The 16,249-nt window shown below is 52.3% G+C and carries 12 protein-coding genes; 4 read left to right on the plus strand and 8 right to left on the minus strand.

All coding sequences use genetic code 11. The features are described from left to right. Positions 1 to 162: 162 nt before the first annotated feature. The 8 genes from ACT3XD_RS04575 to ACT3XD_RS04610 form a co-directional block, all read right to left on the minus strand. Complete coding sequence (locus tag ACT3XD_RS04575) at positions 163 to 540, minus strand: histone-like nucleoid-structuring protein, MvaT/MvaU family (protein ID WP_192538709.1); 378 nt, start codon at positions 538 to 540, stop codon at positions 163 to 165. Between the two features lie 294 nt (positions 541 to 834). Then, the gene (rpsA, locus tag ACT3XD_RS04580) at positions 835 to 2,511 is read right to left on the minus strand and encodes a 30S ribosomal protein S1 (RefSeq protein ID WP_192537884.1); all 1,677 of its coding nucleotides are present in this window, start codon (positions 2,509 to 2,511) and stop codon (positions 835 to 837) included. Between the two features lie 195 nt (positions 2,512 to 2,706). Continuing rightward, positions 2,707 to 3,396, minus strand: coding sequence for a (d)CMP kinase (gene cmk, locus ACT3XD_RS04585; RefSeq protein WP_192537885.1), 690 nt, complete (start codon positions 3,394 to 3,396; stop codon positions 2,707 to 2,709). After that, positions 3,389 to 5,647 carry a bifunctional prephenate dehydrogenase/3-phosphoshikimate 1-carboxyvinyltransferase gene (locus ACT3XD_RS04590; RefSeq protein ID WP_192537886.1) on the minus strand — a complete coding sequence of 753 codons (2,259 nt, stop codon included), beginning with the start codon at positions 5,645 to 5,647 and terminating at the stop codon, positions 3,389 to 3,391. The genes cmk and ACT3XD_RS04590 overlap by 8 nt, the downstream gene beginning before the upstream one ends. 26 nt (positions 5,648 to 5,673) lie before the next feature. Beyond that, positions 5,674 to 6,765, minus strand: coding sequence for a prephenate dehydratase (gene pheA / locus ACT3XD_RS04595; RefSeq protein ID WP_018916052.1), 1,092 nt, complete (start codon positions 6,763 to 6,765; stop codon positions 5,674 to 5,676). Positions 6,766 to 6,770: 5 nt separating this feature from the next. Next, positions 6,771 to 7,874, minus strand: a complete 1,104-nt coding sequence (gene serC, locus ACT3XD_RS04600; RefSeq protein ID WP_192537887.1) for a 3-phosphoserine/phosphohydroxythreonine transaminase — start codon at positions 7,872 to 7,874, stop codon at positions 6,771 to 6,773. Further along, positions 7,858 to 10,569, minus strand: a complete 2,712-nt coding sequence (gene gyrA / locus ACT3XD_RS04605; RefSeq protein WP_192537888.1) for a DNA gyrase subunit A — start codon at positions 10,567 to 10,569, stop codon at positions 7,858 to 7,860. The genes serC and gyrA overlap by 17 nt, the downstream gene beginning before the upstream one ends. 149 nt (positions 10,570 to 10,718) lie before the next feature. Then, on the minus strand, positions 10,719 to 11,153 hold the full coding sequence (locus tag ACT3XD_RS04610; RefSeq protein WP_192537889.1) for an acyl-CoA thioesterase: 435 nt from the start codon (positions 11,151 to 11,153) through the stop codon (positions 10,719 to 10,721). Positions 11,154 to 11,321: 168 nt separating this feature from the next. On the opposite strand from ACT3XD_RS04610, the gene ACT3XD_RS04615 reads away from it, so the two are divergent. From ACT3XD_RS04615 to metG, 4 genes are all read left to right on the plus strand, one after another. Continuing rightward, the gene (locus ACT3XD_RS04615; RefSeq protein WP_192537890.1) at positions 11,322 to 12,260 is read left to right on the plus strand and encodes a recombination-associated protein RdgC; all 939 of its coding nucleotides are present in this window, start codon (positions 11,322 to 11,324) and stop codon (positions 12,258 to 12,260) included. A 55-nt stretch (positions 12,261 to 12,315) separates the two neighbouring features. Further along, positions 12,316 to 13,500 carry a 1-acyl-sn-glycerol-3-phosphate acyltransferase gene (locus tag ACT3XD_RS04620; protein WP_192537891.1) on the plus strand — a complete coding sequence of 395 codons (1,185 nt, stop codon included), beginning with the start codon at positions 12,316 to 12,318 and terminating at the stop codon, positions 13,498 to 13,500. 124 nt (positions 13,501 to 13,624) lie between these two features. Then, positions 13,625 to 13,906 carry a hypothetical protein gene (locus tag ACT3XD_RS04625; protein WP_192537892.1) on the plus strand — a complete coding sequence of 94 codons (282 nt, stop codon included), beginning with the start codon at positions 13,625 to 13,627 and terminating at the stop codon, positions 13,904 to 13,906. Positions 13,907 to 14,044: 138 nt separating this feature from the next. Continuing rightward, positions 14,045 to 16,081, plus strand: a complete 2,037-nt coding sequence (metG, locus tag ACT3XD_RS04630) for a methionine--tRNA ligase (protein ID WP_192537893.1) — start codon at positions 14,045 to 14,047, stop codon at positions 16,079 to 16,081. Positions 16,082 to 16,249 lie beyond the last annotated feature (168 nt).

Raw genomic sequence — 16,249 nt, forward strand, 5'->3', positions numbered from 1 at the left:
GCACTGTCGCTTCACAGCATGCCCTTCTCGCTAGATTAAGCATCCCGCTGCTATGCTAGCCGCTATCAACTAAGGATGGATCTTCAGGCTACTATTTTAGAGATTTAAACAACGATAAAAATGAAAACGGCATTTCCTAGTAGAAATGCCGATCATTACTATTTAGTCTTCCATGCTTTCCAGCCATGACTCTACGGCTTCGTCACCGTATTCGTCTTTCCAGCTACGCAAACCTTTATGGTTACCACCTCGGGTTTCAATTACTTCACCCGTTTTTGGATTTTTGTAAATTTTAAGACGGCGCTTACGGCGATTCGCATTATTACCTGCCGACGCTTTCGTACCACGCTGATCATTTGCAGGATCTAGCAGTGCAATAACATCTGCGGGACGTTTACCAAACTCGTTCATTAGCGCTTCAAGCTTAGCTTTGAATTCCAACTCGCTTTTTAAACGCTGATCGCCTTCAAGACGTTGCAAGTCTTCTTGAAGCTGCTTAAGTTGCTGCTCTTTTTGAATATATTCATTTAGAAGTGACATGGGGGAGTCCTTATACTTCAGGTTTATCTACTAGATACTGAATTGACCTGCACAATATCCATTAGTTCAGAATGCGCGCTCATTATTACTTTAAAACTACACTTTGACAATAGTCTAGACGGTTTTCATTCGACTACTAATATTTTTTTAAGTGTTTAATGTAATTTTATAAACGTTTAAATACGTCATTAGCGTCAATCTAATAAAACAACACTATTAGAAAACCATAAATTCACATACAAAAAAAAGCGCCGCCCATAGGGCGGCGCTTCTTAGAACCAGCGACTAAATAGCTTAGTCTTGGCCCATCTGCTGTTTGATCAGATCACCGATAGTGGTCGGACCACCAGCTTCGGGTTCTTGATCACGCAGCTTTTTCAGGTTCTGACGGGTATCATCCTGCTCTTTCGCTTTGATCGACAGATTAATCTGACGGCTCTTGCGATCGACATTAATGATACGCGCTTCAACGCTGTCGCCTTCGTTCAGCACATTACGCGCGTCTTCAATACGGTCAGCACTGATTTCAGAGGCTTTGAGGATGGCAATAACGTCGGTTGCCAGCTCAACGTGTGCTTCTTTAGCGTCTACTTCAACAATACGGCCAGTCACAATGCTGCCCTTATCGTTAACAGACAGGTATTCAGCAACAGGATCGGAATCCATTTGCTTGATACCTAAAGAAATGCGCTCACGCTCAGGATCGATAGACAGAATAACGGCTTCGGCTTCATCGCCTTTCTTGAAGTTACGAACCGCTTCTTCACCAGTCTCTGTCCAGGAAATATCGGATAGGTGAACCAGACCATCGATACCGCCTTCAAGGCCGATAAAGATACCGAAGTCAGTGATTGACTTGATGGTACCTGAAACACGGTCGCCCTTGTTGTATTCAGCGTTAAACGTTTCCCACGGATTAGCAGTACACTGCTTGATACCCAGAGAAATACGACGACGCTCTTCATCGATATCCAACACCATGACGTCAACATCGTCGCCCACTTGGACAACTTTAGACGGATGGATGTTTTTGTTGGTCCAATCCATTTCAGAAACGTGAACCAGACCTTCAACGCCCTCTTCCAGCTCAGCAAAGCAGCCGTAATCGGTCAGATTAGTGACCACAGCATGTACTTTGGTGCCTTCCGGGTAACGCTGCTTAATGTTGACCCACGGATCTTCGCCCAATTGCTTCAGACCCAATGAAACGCGGTTGCGCTCACGGTCAAACTTCAGCACTTTAACGTTGATTTCGTCGCCAACAGCAACGATTTCAGACGGGTGCTTGATGCGCTTCCACGCCATATCGGTGATATGCAGCAGGCCGTCAACACCACCCAGATCTACGAACGCGCCGTAGTCTGTCAGGTTCTTAACGATACCTTTGATCTGCTGGCCTTCCTGAAGCGTTGCCAGCAGCGCTTCGCGCTCGGCACTGTTTTCAGCTTCAAGAACGGCACGACGAGAAACAACAACGTTATTGCGCTTCGGATCAAGCTTGATGACTTTAAAGTCCAGCTCTTTATTTTCCAAATGCGCAGTATCGCGAACCGGACGTACGTCGACCAAAGAACCCGGCAGGAAGGCACGGATAGAGTCGACGTCGACAGTGAAGCCGCCTTTGACTTTACCGTTGATCACGCCTTTGATGATTTCGTCTTTCTCGAAGGCGGCTTCCAGAATCTTCCAAGCTTCTGCGCGCTTGGCTTTTTCACGGGACAGACGTGTTTCACCGAAGCCATCTTCTACGGCTTCCAGTGCAACGTGAACGTCGTCACCGATAGCGATGTTTAACTCGCCATTTTCATCGCGGAATTGTGCCGCCGGGATCTGGCCTTCAGATTTAAGACCAGCATTGACGGTAACCCAGTCGCCATCGATGTCGACAACTTGAGCCGCGACGATAGCGCCTGGCTCCATGTTAATGTCGTTAAGGGACTGTTCAAACAGTTCAGCAAAGCTTTCGCTCATGGTTTTCCTACGTGATCAACGTTGTTGAGGCATAAATGCCTTCTCCGTACCACCAGCGAGTACGGGCCTAATGTCACTCTGCTTTTGGAGGTGTTAGCGCTGGTTAGACCTGACCGGGCTCACTGATATGAACGATCATATGAACTGCCGCCCTGCCACGTCGTGACACCTTTCCAAAAACGCCGCAAGGGAGAATCAGGTGTCGGATGCCAACCCTTTCAGGGCAAGCAATTCCGTCAGCCGTTCAACCACTTCCGGTATGCTCAGGCGCGTGGTATCAAGCGTAATGGCATCATCTGCCGGCTTGAGAGGTGCCACGCTGCGCTGCGTGTCGCGTGCATCGCGTGCCTGAATCTCCTTCAAAAGACTCGAAAGACTAGCATTCATGCCCGCTTCCTGCAACTGAAGATGGCGTCGACGCGCACGTTCTTCAGCACTAGCGGTTAAAAATATCTTTAATGGCGCATCCGTGAATACCACGGTTCCCATATCACGGCCATCGGCCACGAGCCCTGGCGCCTTCTGAAAATCCCTCTGTCGTTGAAGCAGAGCCGCACGAACGGCGGGTAGCGCAGCTACCTGAGAAGCCAACTCACCAGTTTGTTCGGTCCGGATCGACTGGCTTACATCATCACCTTCAAGCAGCGTACGGGGCTTACCGCCCTCAATGGGGAAAGCGACATCCAGCGACTCTGCTAATGCGGCAACTGCCTCTTCGTCATCAAGCGCAATACCGTGCTTCACCGCTGCGGTAGCCGTTAGCCTATAAAGCGCCCCGCTATCCAGCAAATGCCAGCCCAAACGTTCGGCAACCAAACTACTAATGGTTCCCTTGCCTGCCCCACCGGGTCCATCAATGGCCAGAACAGGGATACGCTTAGTCATGCTGCCCCTCCACGTTAACCCTCATGCCAATTTTATTAGCCAGTTCAACGAAGCTGGGGAATGACGTTGCCACATTGGCGCAGTCATCAATGATAATGTCGTCACTAGCCCGCAGTGAAGCAATCGTAAACGCCATGGCGATACGATGATCACCCAGGCTATCAATGCGTCCACCGCCGTAGCTTGGCACTTGTGCGTCAGCGTTACCCAGGATATCGATACCATCTTCAACTACCGTATGCTCAACGCCTAAAATTGCCAACCCATCGGCCATGGCCTGAATACGATCAGACTCTTTAACGCGGAGTTCTTCAGCACCACGCAAGCGCGTTGTTCCTTGGGCGTTAGCGGCGGCTATAAATAGCGCAGGGAATTCATCAATCGCAAGCGGCACTTGGTCGACCGGAATATCAATACCCTTAAGCGGCGCATATCGAATGCGAATGTCGGCCACCGGCTCGCCGCCCACTTCAGCTTGGTTAAGAAGCTCAAGATTGGCGCCCATCAGCGTAAGAATATTAATGACGCCAACACGGGTCGGGTTAATGCCTACATGCTCAAGGGTGATATCGGCCCCTGGCGTAATCGCTGCGGCCACCATAAAGAACGTCGCCGATGAAATATCGGAGGGGACGTCAATGGGGCCAGCGCTTAAGGTTCCGCCACCCTGCAACCAGCAGGTGTCACCTTCGCGTGACACTGAATAGCCAAAACCATTAAGCATACGCTCAGTATGATCACGCGTTGGCGCCGGTTCTCGTACGCGCGTTTCACCTTCGGCATAAAGCCCGGCCAACAGTAGGCATGATTTCACTTGGGCGCTAGCCATGGGCATATCGTAGAAAATGCCTTTAAGCGCCGTGCCACCTTTAATTTTTAGTGGCGGACGGCCACCCTCAGCCGTTTCAATAGAAGCCCCCATCAAACGCAACGGGTCAGCCACCCGTGCCATAGGGCGTTTGGTCAACGACTCATCACCAGTAAGCTCACTATCAAATGCCTGCCCGGCTAAAAGCCCCGCGAACAGCCGCATGGCGGTTCCAGAGTTACCAACATAAATTGGTCCGGCCGGTGCTTTAAGGCCCTTTATTCCCACACCGTGAATTGTTACACGCCCCTGGTGTGGACCTTCAATCGCCACGCCCATTTCACGAAAGGCTTGCAGCGTGGCCAGGCTATCTTCACCTTCAAGAAACCCTTTGACCTCAGTCACGCCTTCGGCGAGGGCGCCCAGCATAATGGAGCGGTGCGATATGGATTTATCGCCCGGTACGCGTAAACGGCCTTGAGCCTGGCCGCCTGGCCGTACTCGATAAGTTACCTTACCTTGTGGTTGCATATTATATTCCGCTTGATAGCTGGTTTTATTCAATAACGTATCAAAGTAATGCCGTGCGTGGCTGGCACGATCGAAGGTCGCAATAAGGGCATCGCTATCGCCCTGCTCAATCGCTTGGCGCAGCCGGGCAAGACCTGCTTCAAAATCATCCAGTGACGTCAGCACCGCCTCGCGATTGGCCGTAAAGATATCCCGCCACATCACCGGGTCGCTGCCAGCGATACGCGTAAAGTCGCGAAAACCTCCGGCGGCGTATCGAAATATCTCAAGACGCTCGTCTTGACGGGCAAGCGTATCAACCAATGAAAATGCTAATAGATGGGGTAAATGGCTGGTCCGCGCCAACACCTGATCGTGACGCTCAACGTCCATCTCCAGCACACAGGCACCGCAGGCCTGCCACAACGCGCGCACCCGCATCAAAGCATCTGGATCAACATCCGGCTCAGGGGTCAAAATAACGTTGTGGTGAACATAAAGCGCCGGGTTAGCCGCCGCCACACCGCTCTTTTCTGAGCCTGCTATAGGATGGCCCAAAACCATATTGGGCGGTACTCGGCCAAACACACGCGCCGCGCAGTCTCGGATGGTCGCTTTCGTGCTACCTACATCCGTTAATACCACGTTGCTAGCAGCATGTGTGATCAGGTCTGCAAGCGATGCCATCACCGACTCCATTGCCAACACAGGTACCGCGATAACGATCATGCTGGCGCCTGCCACTTGATCAGCAAGCGCCACGCCACCGGTATCGATTAATCCCATATCGATACCGCGGGCAATTTCATCTTCGCTTGGATCACAGGCCGTGATCACACCCTTAAATCCTGAGGCACGCAAGGCCGCCGCCAAGGACCCGCCAATCAAGCCCAAGCCAACGATCAGCAGGCGCTGTTCGTGGCAGGAAGGCATACCATTTACCGGCAATACTGCAGCCGTCACAGCACGCCCTGCGGATAAGAACCCAAGACACGCAGCTCAGAGGCACGCAGCCTGACTTCTTCCAGCACGGCAGCGACTCGAGGCTCATCAGCATGGCCTTTAAAATCGATGAAGAATACGTAATTCCAGACACCGCTGCGTGACGGGCGCGTTTCAATACGCGTCAAATCAATTTTATGGCGATGGAAAGGCTCTAGCAGATCATGTAGCGCGCCGGGCAAGTTACGCATGGCCACCACAACCGACGTTTTATCGTCACCCGCCATGGGCACTTGCTGATTGCCGATAATTAAAAACCGGGTCGAATTATCCGGTCGGTCTTCAATTTTATCGGCAATACGCTCAAGGCCGTAAAGCTTTGCGGCCATGTCGCCAGCGATTGCCGCGCTGTGCCATTCGGTTTTTACCAGCTTGGCTGCTTCAGCATTAGACGACACCGGTACACGTTCCGCGTGCGGATAATGCGCATCCAACCACTTGCGGCACTGTCCAAAAGACTGGGGATGGGAATAGATACGGGATATTTTATCGCGCCGCGTCGTATCACTAATCAACAGATGATGGTGAATACGTAATACGACCTCACCACAAATATGGATAGAAGAATCCATAAAAGTGTCGAGCGTATGGTTAACTACGCCTTCCGTTGAGTTTTCAACGGGCACAACACCGTAGTTAACCGCGCCGGCTTCCACTTCACGAAAGACTTCATCAATGGCCGCCATGGGTAGACTGATAGCGCTGCCGCCAAAGTGCTTTAAGGCTGCCTGCTGGGTAAACGTGCCTTCAGGGCCCAGATACGCAACCTTAACTGGCTGTTCAAGAGCCAAACACGCCGACATGATTTCGCGAAACAGCCGCGCCATCTCTTCAGAATCAAGAGGCCCCTGGTTTAGCGCCATAATACGCCGCAATACCTGCGCTTCGCGCTCAGGACGGTAAAACACCGCATCTTTGTCTTGAGCAAGCTTAACGTGAGCGACTTTCTGGGCGCAGTCAGCACGCTCACTGATCAGGCGTAGAATATCGCCATCCAGTTGATCAATACGCTGCCGCAGTTCGTCCAAATCGACCGGCGTGTCGGACATAGTTATTAGCCCCTTCGTTTTTCAAAATCTGCCATAAAAGCCACCAATGCATCGACTGCTTCTTCGGGCACCGCATTGTATAAACTGGCGCGCATTCCTCCCACGCTGCGATGGCCTTTTAAATTTAGCAGCCCAGCCTGATCCGCTTCTTGCAAAAAAGCCTTATCGAGCGCTGAATCGGCTAGCACAAACGGCACGTTCATGCGTGAGCGGTTCTGTTCAGCAATCGGATTGCTATAAAAATCGCTGGCTTCAATGGCGGCATAGAGTTTGTCCGACTTGCGCTGATTGATTGCATCCATAGCCGTTAGACCACCGATATCATTGCGCAACCATTCGAAGACAAGCCCAGCCAAATACCATGCATAGGTTGGCGGTGTATTCACCATGGACCCGGCTTCCGCCAGCATTTGATAATCAAACAACGAAGGAATATCGGGCTTAGCGCGGCCTATTAGATCATCACGCACCACCACCAGTGTTAATCCCGCAGGGCCTATATTCTTTTGTGCTCCGGCGTAGATAACGCCAAACTCCGAGACATCAATTGGCTTGGAAAGAATGTTGGATGACATATCGCACACTAGCGGAACGGATTGACCATCCTCACGTGTCATGTGCGGCGTGTAATCAAACTCCAGACCACCAATCGTTTCATTGGAGGTGTAGTGCAGATAGGCAGCGTCTTTGCTGACCCGCAGTACATCATGCTCAGGCACAGCAACGTGCCCGTTAGGCTCGCTGCTGCCCGCCACATGACACGCATAGCCCAGCCGCTTGGCTTCGTTAAGTGCCTTTTTGCCCCAAATGCCTGTCTGAATAAAGTCAGCACTGCCACCCTGACCCAACAGGTTCATGGGCAGCATGGAAAATTGCAGGCTGGCACCGCCTTGCAAAAACAGCACTTTATAATTTTCGGGCACGCCGAGCAGCTGGCGAAAATCCGCCTCTGCCTTTTCCGCAATCGCGACAAACTCATCGCTGCGGTGGCTCATCTCCATAACGGACAAGCCACGCCCTTGATAGTCCACCAGCTCGCTGCGGGCCCTTTCGAGCACCGCAACAGGCAGGGCCGCTGGCCCTGCACAAAAGTTATAGTGACGTGTCATCAGTCCCAGTGTCCTGTGCGCTTGCGTCCGCGTTGTCTTGCTCGCCCTCGTCAACCAGTGTCTCCAGTTCACTGTCAACAGGCTCATCAACACGCACGGTTTTAACCAGTTTTTCTTCTTTACCCAGACGAATCAGCATGACGCCCTGGGTATTACGCGAAGTGGTAGAAACCTCTTCCACGCGTGTACGCACCAGCGTGCCACGGTCTGTAATCAGCATCATTTCATCGCTGTCATAAACCTGCATGGCGGCTACCAGCGAACCGTTGCGCTCACTGGTTTGCATGGCGATAACACCTTGACCGCCACGCCCACGCAGCGGGAACTCTTCCAGACGCGTACGCTTACCGTAACCATTTTCACTGGCCGTCAGAATGTAGATCTGACCTTCTACCTGAGTGCTTTCAGTGGCGTTTTCTTCAACACCTTCTGCAACCACATCGGCATCGGCTTCCGCGTCAATCTGCTGGCTTTTGGGGATAATCAGGCTGATTACTTCAGCGCCATCCGCCAGACGCATGCCACGCACACCGCGAGCGGTACGGCCCATTGCGCGCGCCTTGCCTTCTTCAAAACGGATCGCTTTACCATTCGAAGAGAGCAACATGGCATGGTCAGAGCCTGACGTAATGGCCGCGCCGACCAGACGGTCGCCTTCTTCCAGGTCGATGGCAATCAGGCCTACGCTACGCGGACGAGAGAACTGCTCAAGGCTTGTCCGCTTCACGGTGCCATTGGCGGTCGCGAAGAAGATATAGTGTTCCGGATCGTAATCACGTACCGGTAGAATGGCGTTAACCGATTCGCCCTCTTCCAGCGGCAGCATATTGACCAGAGGCTTGCCGCGCGAACCACGGCTAGCGGACGGCATCTCGTACACTTTCAGCCAATACACTTTACCGCGGTTGGAGAACAGCAGAACGGTATCGTGGGTTGAAGCAACGAGCAGATGTTCAATCACATCCTCGTCTTTCATCGACGTTGCCGACTTGCCGCGTCCTCCACGCCGCTGCGCTTGATAATCCGAAAGCGGCTGGGTTTTAGCGTAGCCAGAGCGTGATACGGTAACCACCATGTCTTCTTCGGCAATCAGGTCTTCGATCGACAGATCCAGATGGCTTGCCTGAATTTCAGTGCGGCGATCATTGCCGTATTGATCGCGTACGGCATGCAACTCTTCGCGAATCACTTCCATCAACCGGTCGGCCGAGGCAAGGATTTCGGTCAGCTCGGCGATTCTTTCCAGAATAGCCAGGTACTCATTGAGCAGCTTCTCGGTCTCAAGGCCAGTTAAGCGATGCAGCCGCAGCTCAAGAATGGCCTGCGCCTGGGCAGGCGATAGGCGATATTCGGTAGCCGAGGGATTAAGGCCAAAGCTTTCATCCAACTCTTCGGGCTTGCATGACGTGGCGCCCGCCCGCTCTAGCATCCCGGTGACCTGGCCAGGCTGCCACGTTTTCGTCAACAGCTTCTCTTTGGCTTCAGCGGCATTGGGCGAGGCTTTAATCATCTCGATGATTTCATCAATATTCGAGATGGCAACCGCCAGGCCTTCCAATATATGCCCGCGCTCACGCGCTTTCTTAAGCTCAAACAGCGTCCGACGCGTCACCACCTCACGGCGGTGACGAATAAACGCTTCCAGCATTTCTTTCAGGTTCAGCGTGCGTGGCTGGCCATTTTCAAGGGCCACCATATTGATACCAAACACGTTTTGAAGCTGTGTCTGGGCAAAGAGATTATTAACGACGACTTCACCCGACTCGCCGCGCTTAATCTCAATAACGACCCGCAAGCCGTCTTTATCAGACTCATCGCGCAGCTCGGCAATGCCTTCGATTTTCTTTTCTTTAACCAGCTCGGCGATTTTTTCAATCAGGCGCGCTTTGTTTACCTGATAAGGCAGCTCGGTAATGATGATGTGATCACGCCCCGTCTTATCATGGTGCTCGATCGTGTGGCTGGCACGTACATAGATGCGCCCACGCCCGGTGCGGTAAGCATCTAAAATGCCCGCACGCCCATTGATAATACCTGCGGTCGGGAAATCAGGACCGGGGATGTACTCCATCAGATCGTCCACCGACAGCGTGTAGTCATCGATCAACGCCAAACAGCCGTCGATAACTTCGCGCATGTTATGCGGTGGAATATTGGTCGCCATACCTACCGCAATACCCGATGAGCCGTTAATCAGCAGGTTGGGGACTTTAGTGGGCAATACGGCAGGAATACGTTCGGTACCGTCGTAGTTATCGACCCAATCGACGGTATCTTTTTCAAGATCCGCCAGCAACTCATGTGCCAGGCGCGACATGCGCACTTCGGTATAACGCATGGCGGCGGCGTTATCGCCATCAATCGAACCGAAGTTGCCCTGGCCGTCGACCAGAACGTGACGCATCGAAAAGTGCTGCGCCATCCGTACGATGGTGTCGTAAACCGCACTATCACCATGCGGGTGATATTTACCGATGACATCGCCGACAACACGCGCCGATTTCTTGTACGGTTTATTCCAGTCATTACCCAGTTCATGCATGGCAAACAGCACACGCCGGTGAACAGGTTTCAGACCGTCACGCACATCGGGTAGCGCGCGGCCGATAATGACACTCATCGCATAGTCGAGATACGACTGTTTGAGCTCGTCTTCAATATTGACGGGCAAGATTTCTCTGGCGATGTCACCCATGAAAGTCAGATCCTTTGCACTGCATTGGCACTGCGAGAGTTGAAAGCGCTTAAATACCGCTACTGCTAGACAGCAAGACGGTGCGCAGATACTGCTACATCATACCACTGCATCCGCAGCAAGGGCAGCCGGGTACCGCGCATTGATTGTTATACCGAAAACTGCTCTTTGGTTAGTATCAATCCTTTAAGCGCATGACTCACGCTGCCTTCGATGGTCGCCGCCTTATTGGCCCGCATATCGAGAAGCACAAAGGTAAGGTCGGCTTGGGCAATCAGTACGCCATCGTCTCGATAAATTCGATGATGGCAAATGGCGCTTCGCTCGCCCACCTCCACAATACCCGTCAATACGATTAAATCATCGCCATGCCCTGCTGCCGCTCGGTAATCAATATTCAGATTCACCACGACAAATGCACGCCCGGCATCATGAAGCTCGCTAATCAACGCCGGGTGTTCGTCAAAAAATGCCCAGCGGCCCTCCTCCATAAATTCCAGATAGCGGGCGTTGTTGACATGCCCGTAACCATCTAAATGAAAACCGCGAACGCGCAGATGAACGCGAGAGAGCGACTTGGACATAACAACTCCTTTGGTGGTTGTTCAATAAACTTAAAAAGCGACTGATAAGCCATTGACTTAATCAAACACAAGTTTAAAACACATACAATAAGCACCTATACAGTAAGGTGCTGGCAGGAATGCCCCGCTTTCGACATAATGTGCCACCTTTTGAACAGGATCGGTGACATGTGGTTTAAGCACCTGCATTTATATCGCCTACACGGCGCGCCAGAGCTCGACAGCACAACACTTTCTGATGCGCTACAAGCTCACGCAGCCAAACCGCTGGGCAATGCGGATGCCCGACGCCTGGGCTGGACAGCTCCCGCAGGACGGCTTAGCGGTGGCCAGTTGCTCCACGAGATTCAAGGCCAGCGTTTGCTTTCGGTATTGCGTCAAGAACGCCTGCTCCCCGCCTCGGTGGTGAAAGAAGAAGTTGATGAGCAGGTTGCTGACATAGAAGCCCGTGAAGGCCGCAAGGTCACACGTAAAGAGAAGACGGCGCTCAAAGAGCAGGTAACCGAAGCGCTTCTTCCGCGAGCCTTTGTGCGCAGCCAGAAGGTTGATCTGTGGTGGGATACGCGACGCCACTTGATTGGCATTAACGCAAGCTCCCGCACCCGAGCTGAAGATCTTCTGGATCTACTCCGTGAGACACTGGGCAGCCTTAAAGCCACGCCTTTATCGTCCCAGACGCTACCCATCCGCGCGATGACGACCTGGCTTGGCGACCCCGCCAGCCGCCCTGCGGATTTACAGTTGGGCGATCAGGTTGAACTTAAAGCCAAGGGCGATGATGGCGTACTCCGCGCCCGTCAGGTTGATCTGGATAGCGATGAAATTCAGCAACTGCTGGAAAGTGGACGTCAGGCAAGCAAGCTTGCGATGAGCCTGGAAGGCCGCTTAAGTTTTGTACTGCATGACGACCTCGCGCTTAAATCGCTACGGTTTGGCGATGCCTTGATCGAAGAAGCGGACCACGCAGACGATGGCGATGACGCCCTGGCCCGACTTGAAACCGACTTTATTTTAATGGCGCAGGCGTTATCCGATGACGTTGCGCGTCTGATAGAGTGGCTGGGTGGTGAAAACAAGCAGGAACCTGCGACGCCAGCAGATGCCTAACGTTTGATCTCGCTGCAATGAATCGATTTTTACTGTTTATCATCCAACGGATCGCATGACTCATCACAACGACGTAACCAACGCTCTAAATGCCACCGACCCGTGGGCAGATATACGCCCGTATACGGACACCGAAGTGGCCGATGTCCTTGCACGACTGGCCCGCGACAGCGAGCTACTGGATGCGCTTACCCGCTTTCGATTGCCCCGCATGGCACGCTGGGTTCCATCGCTTGCGCGCAAGCTTGCAAGCAATGCGATACAGCGTGAAGTAAAAGGGGTCACGACGGTACGCGATTTTCAAATGCGCATTGCCAGCTACATGGAGCGCATGATTCGCACCACAACAGATGCATTTGAAGTCTCAGGCCTGGATAAACTCGATCCAGAAAGTGCCTATCTGTTTATTGGCAATCACCGAGATATATCGCTCGACCCCGCCTTTGTTAATTACGCACTCTACCAGGCAGGGCGCGATACGGTGCGTATTGCCATCGGCGATAACTTGCTGAAAAAACCGTATGTCACCGATCTGATGCGGCTTAATAAAAGCTTTATCGTTCCGAGGAGCGCACGCGGCAAACGCGCCATGCTGGCCGCCTACCAGCAACTTTCCGCCTATATTCGCCACTCGATTACCGGTGATAACCACTCTATCTGGATGGCGCAGCGTGAAGGGCGTGCCAAAAACGGCATTGACCGCACTGACCCCGCGATCATCAAGATGCTCACCATGGCCAAGCGTAATGCAGAGCGCGACATGGTGTTTGGCGACGCCGTGGCTGAACTTAAACTCGTCCCGGTCTCCATCAGCTATGAATACGACCCCTGTGACCTGCAAAAAGCCCAGGAGCTGCATGACATAGCGAACCAGGGAAGCTACGCAAAAAGCGAATTTGAAGATATTCGCTCGATTGTCTCGGGTATTACCGGTGAAAAAGGCCGAGTACAGCTACGCTTTGGCACCCCGGTAGGTGCCGACATGGCCACCCCAGACGAAGTAGCAGCTGAGATTGATCGCCAGGTTATCGGCGGTTATCGGCTTTACCCAAGCCATTACCTGGCTCTGGAAGCACTCGGTGAAGCACCGGAGCTAGTGGCTCGCAAGACGATTACCCGCCAGGACCGTGAGCGCTTTAAAGCGCGTATGGAAAGCATTCCTGAGAACCTTCGGCCATACTGGTTAGCACAGTATGCCAACCCCGTTAAACACAAAGCGGGGCGTTTGACGCTTAAATAATAGGACTGCGCGATAGGCTTTGGACCCAGTCGAGCCATGCCCGCTCCACAAAAAAATGCTATGGTCAATGCATTGACTGGCCCCGCTTGCCAATATGCGCAAGCGCGGCGTTAAGGAGAGCTTTATGTCTGCATCAGAAATTCAAAAAACGCGTATTATTAATGAACTACGCGGCTTTATACGTAAATTGCTTCAAGACCCCAATATTCTTGAACAGTCGCTGGTGATCGCTCGTCAGCAATTAACTGAAGGCAGCAGCCCGACCGTTATGGCACGGATCGCCAATGAAATTTCGGACACTACCAGTGTGCATATTCCAGAAGATCCTGCCGAGCATTCAGAGGCCGACAGGCTATTTTTAGAACTTTTGAAAGAAGTCGTTCAAGAAGAGCAAGCGCTGTACTAGCCTCATGAAAAGCGAAGATACAGGTGTCCTATTCATCTGATCTGCTGGCATCTTCGCCACTTAATTACGCTAACCGGCTAAGCCGTCGGTTAACTTCGCCGTTTTATTGTCATCGCCTAATCGGAATTATCATTCACCATGTCTAACTCTGCCACGCGCAACATTCTGGTGACCAGCGCGCTCCCCTACGCTAATGGAGCTATTCACCTCGGTCACTTGCTTGAATATATCCAAACCGATATCTGGGTACGTTTTCAGAAAAGCCGTGGCCAGCAGTGCTACTACGTTTGTGCCGACGACGCTCATGGCACGGCCATCATGCTGCGTGCCGAGCAGGAAGGTATTTCACCGGAAGCCTTGATTGACCGGGTCTCGCAGGATCATCAGGAAGATTTTGCCCGCTTTGGCGTGGGTTTTGATAACTACCACTCCACGCATTCCGATGAAAATCGTCACTTCAGTGAGCTAATTTATAAGCGTCTGCGCGACAAAGGCCATATTGCTACCCGCGATATCGAGCAGATGTACGACCCTCAAAAAGGCCTGTTCCTGGCAGACCGCTTCATCAAGGGTACCTGTCCGAAATGCGGGACGGAGGATCAGTATGGCGATAACTGCGAAAAATGCGGCGCCACCTATACCTCAGCCGACCTAATTAATCCGGTCTCAGCTATTTCTGGCGCCATTCCTGAAGTGCGCAGTTCAACCCACTATTTCTTTAAACTGCCCGACTTTGAAGCGTTTCTACAGGCCTGGATAAACGATGGCCATGTTCAACCACAAATTCGCAACAAGCTGATGGAGTGGTTTGAGTCAGGCTTTAATGAGTGGGATATCTCCCGGGATGCACCCTACTTTGGATTTGAAATTCCGGATGCGCCAGGCAAGTATTTTTACGTTTGGCTTGATGCGCCTATCGGCTACTTGGCCAGCTTTAAAAATCTATGCGAGCGTGAAGGCATCGATTTTGATAGCTATTGGCATAAGGATTCCAGCGCCGAGGTCTATCACTTCATTGGTAAAGATATCGTTTATTTCCACGCACTTTTCTGGCCGGCCATGCTGCACGGTGCCGATTTACGCACGCCTACTGCGGTTAACTGCCACGGCTTTCTAACCGTGGACGGCGCCAAAATGTCTAAGTCCCGTGGCACATTTATCAAAGCTGCTACCTACGCCGACTACTTGAATCCTGAGTACTTGCGTTACTACTTTGCGGCAAAGCTCACCTCTAAAGTTGATGACCTTGACCTCAACCTGGAAGACTTTTCAGCGCGGGTTAATGCGGATCTCGTTGGCAAAGTGGTCAATATCGCCAGCCGCTGTGCCGGGTTCGTAAAAAAGATTGGTGGCGGTACGCTTTCCGCGCACTGCGCCGAACCGCAGATGGTCGCTCGGTTTATTGCCGCGGGCGATGAGATCGCCGAGGATTTTGAGGCACGCGAATTTAGCCGTGCCATGCGCAAAATCATGGAACTGGCTGATGAAGCCAATACCTATATTGCCGATAAAGAGCCCTGGGCACTTGCCAAGCAGGACGGCCGTGACGAAGAAGTACTCGAGATTTGTTCAGTAGGCATTAACCTCTTTCGCCAGCTGATGGTGTACTTAGCCCCAGTGGTACCTACCATGGCCGCCCAGGCACAAGCTTTCTTGAAGCTTGACTCACTTAACTGGGAAAGCCGTCATAGCGTGCTGGTGAGCCATGAGGTGGAGAAATTCAAGCCCCTGATGACCCGAGTAGAACGTGACAAAATCGACGCCATGATTGAAGCCTCAAAGGAGGATCTGGTGGAAGAGCAAAAGCTTAAAGAAGCTCCTAAAGGACCTCTGACAGATGACCCTATTGCCGCTGAAATCAGCTTTGACGACTTTGCCAAGGTAGATCTGCGCATTGCCCGTATCACCAAGGCGCAGTACGTAGAGGGCGCCGACAAGCTGCTGCAATTGACGCTGGATTTAGGCGGCGAAACCCGCAATGTTTTCTCCGGCATTCGCAGTTCCTATGCACCCGAAGCGCTGGAAGGGCGTCTTACCGTCATGGTCGCCAACCTTGCCCCGCGTAAAATGCGTTTTGGCCTTTCCGAAGGTATGGTGCTTGCCTCGGCCAATAAAGACGGCATTTATCTGCTTTCACCTGATGCTGGTGCCGAACCCGGCCAACGTGTAATGTAGCCGACCTTTAAGCACCTCCAGGGGGTAGAGACGGCCAGACTCTGCCCCCCCCCTTCTTGCGTGTATTACTTAATAAACCTTTTACAAGACTCTCCGTTTAGGCCTGATTATGCTTCGGCACTTCTCTCAATCACTGCGTTTTCAATTTTTAGTAGCGTTGAGTGGTGT

It is taken from the genome of Halomonas sp. AOP7-B1-5 (assembly GCF_052353045.1).
Classification (GTDB): Bacteria; Pseudomonadota; Gammaproteobacteria; order Pseudomonadales; family Halomonadaceae; genus Vreelandella; species Vreelandella colorata.

Excerpts from the sequence above, each read along its gene's own strand:
- ACT3XD_RS04575 (WP_192538709.1), bottom strand. The coding sequence starts at position 540 with ATGTCACTTCTAAATGAATATATTCAAAAAGAGCAGCAACTTAAGCAG.
- rpsA (WP_192537884.1), bottom strand. The coding sequence starts at position 2,511 with ATGAGCGAAAGCTTTGCTGAACTGTTTGAACAGTCCCTTAACGACATT.
- cmk (WP_192537885.1), bottom strand. The coding sequence starts at position 3,396 with ATGACTAAGCGTATCCCTGTTCTGGCCATTGATGGACCCGGTGGGGCA.
- ACT3XD_RS04590 (WP_192537886.1), bottom strand. The coding sequence starts at position 5,647 with ATGCCTTCCTGCCACGAACAGCGCCTGCTGATCGTTGGCTTGGGCTTG.
- pheA (WP_018916052.1), bottom strand. The coding sequence starts at position 6,765 with ATGTCCGACACGCCGGTCGATTTGGACGAACTGCGGCAGCGTATTGAT.
- serC (WP_192537887.1), bottom strand. The coding sequence starts at position 7,874 with ATGACACGTCACTATAACTTTTGTGCAGGGCCAGCGGCCCTGCCTGTT.
- gyrA (WP_192537888.1), bottom strand. The coding sequence starts at position 10,569 with ATGGGTGACATCGCCAGAGAAATCTTGCCCGTCAATATTGAAGACGAG.
- ACT3XD_RS04610 (WP_192537889.1), bottom strand. The coding sequence starts at position 11,153 with ATGTCCAAGTCGCTCTCTCGCGTTCATCTGCGCGTTCGCGGTTTTCAT.
- ACT3XD_RS04615 (WP_192537890.1), top strand. The coding sequence starts at position 11,322 with ATGTGGTTTAAGCACCTGCATTTATATCGCCTACACGGCGCGCCAGAG.
- ACT3XD_RS04620 (WP_192537891.1), top strand. The coding sequence starts at position 12,316 with ATGACTCATCACAACGACGTAACCAACGCTCTAAATGCCACCGACCCG.
- ACT3XD_RS04625 (WP_192537892.1), top strand. The coding sequence starts at position 13,625 with ATGTCTGCATCAGAAATTCAAAAAACGCGTATTATTAATGAACTACGC.
- metG (WP_192537893.1), top strand. The coding sequence starts at position 14,045 with ATGTCTAACTCTGCCACGCGCAACATTCTGGTGACCAGCGCGCTCCCC.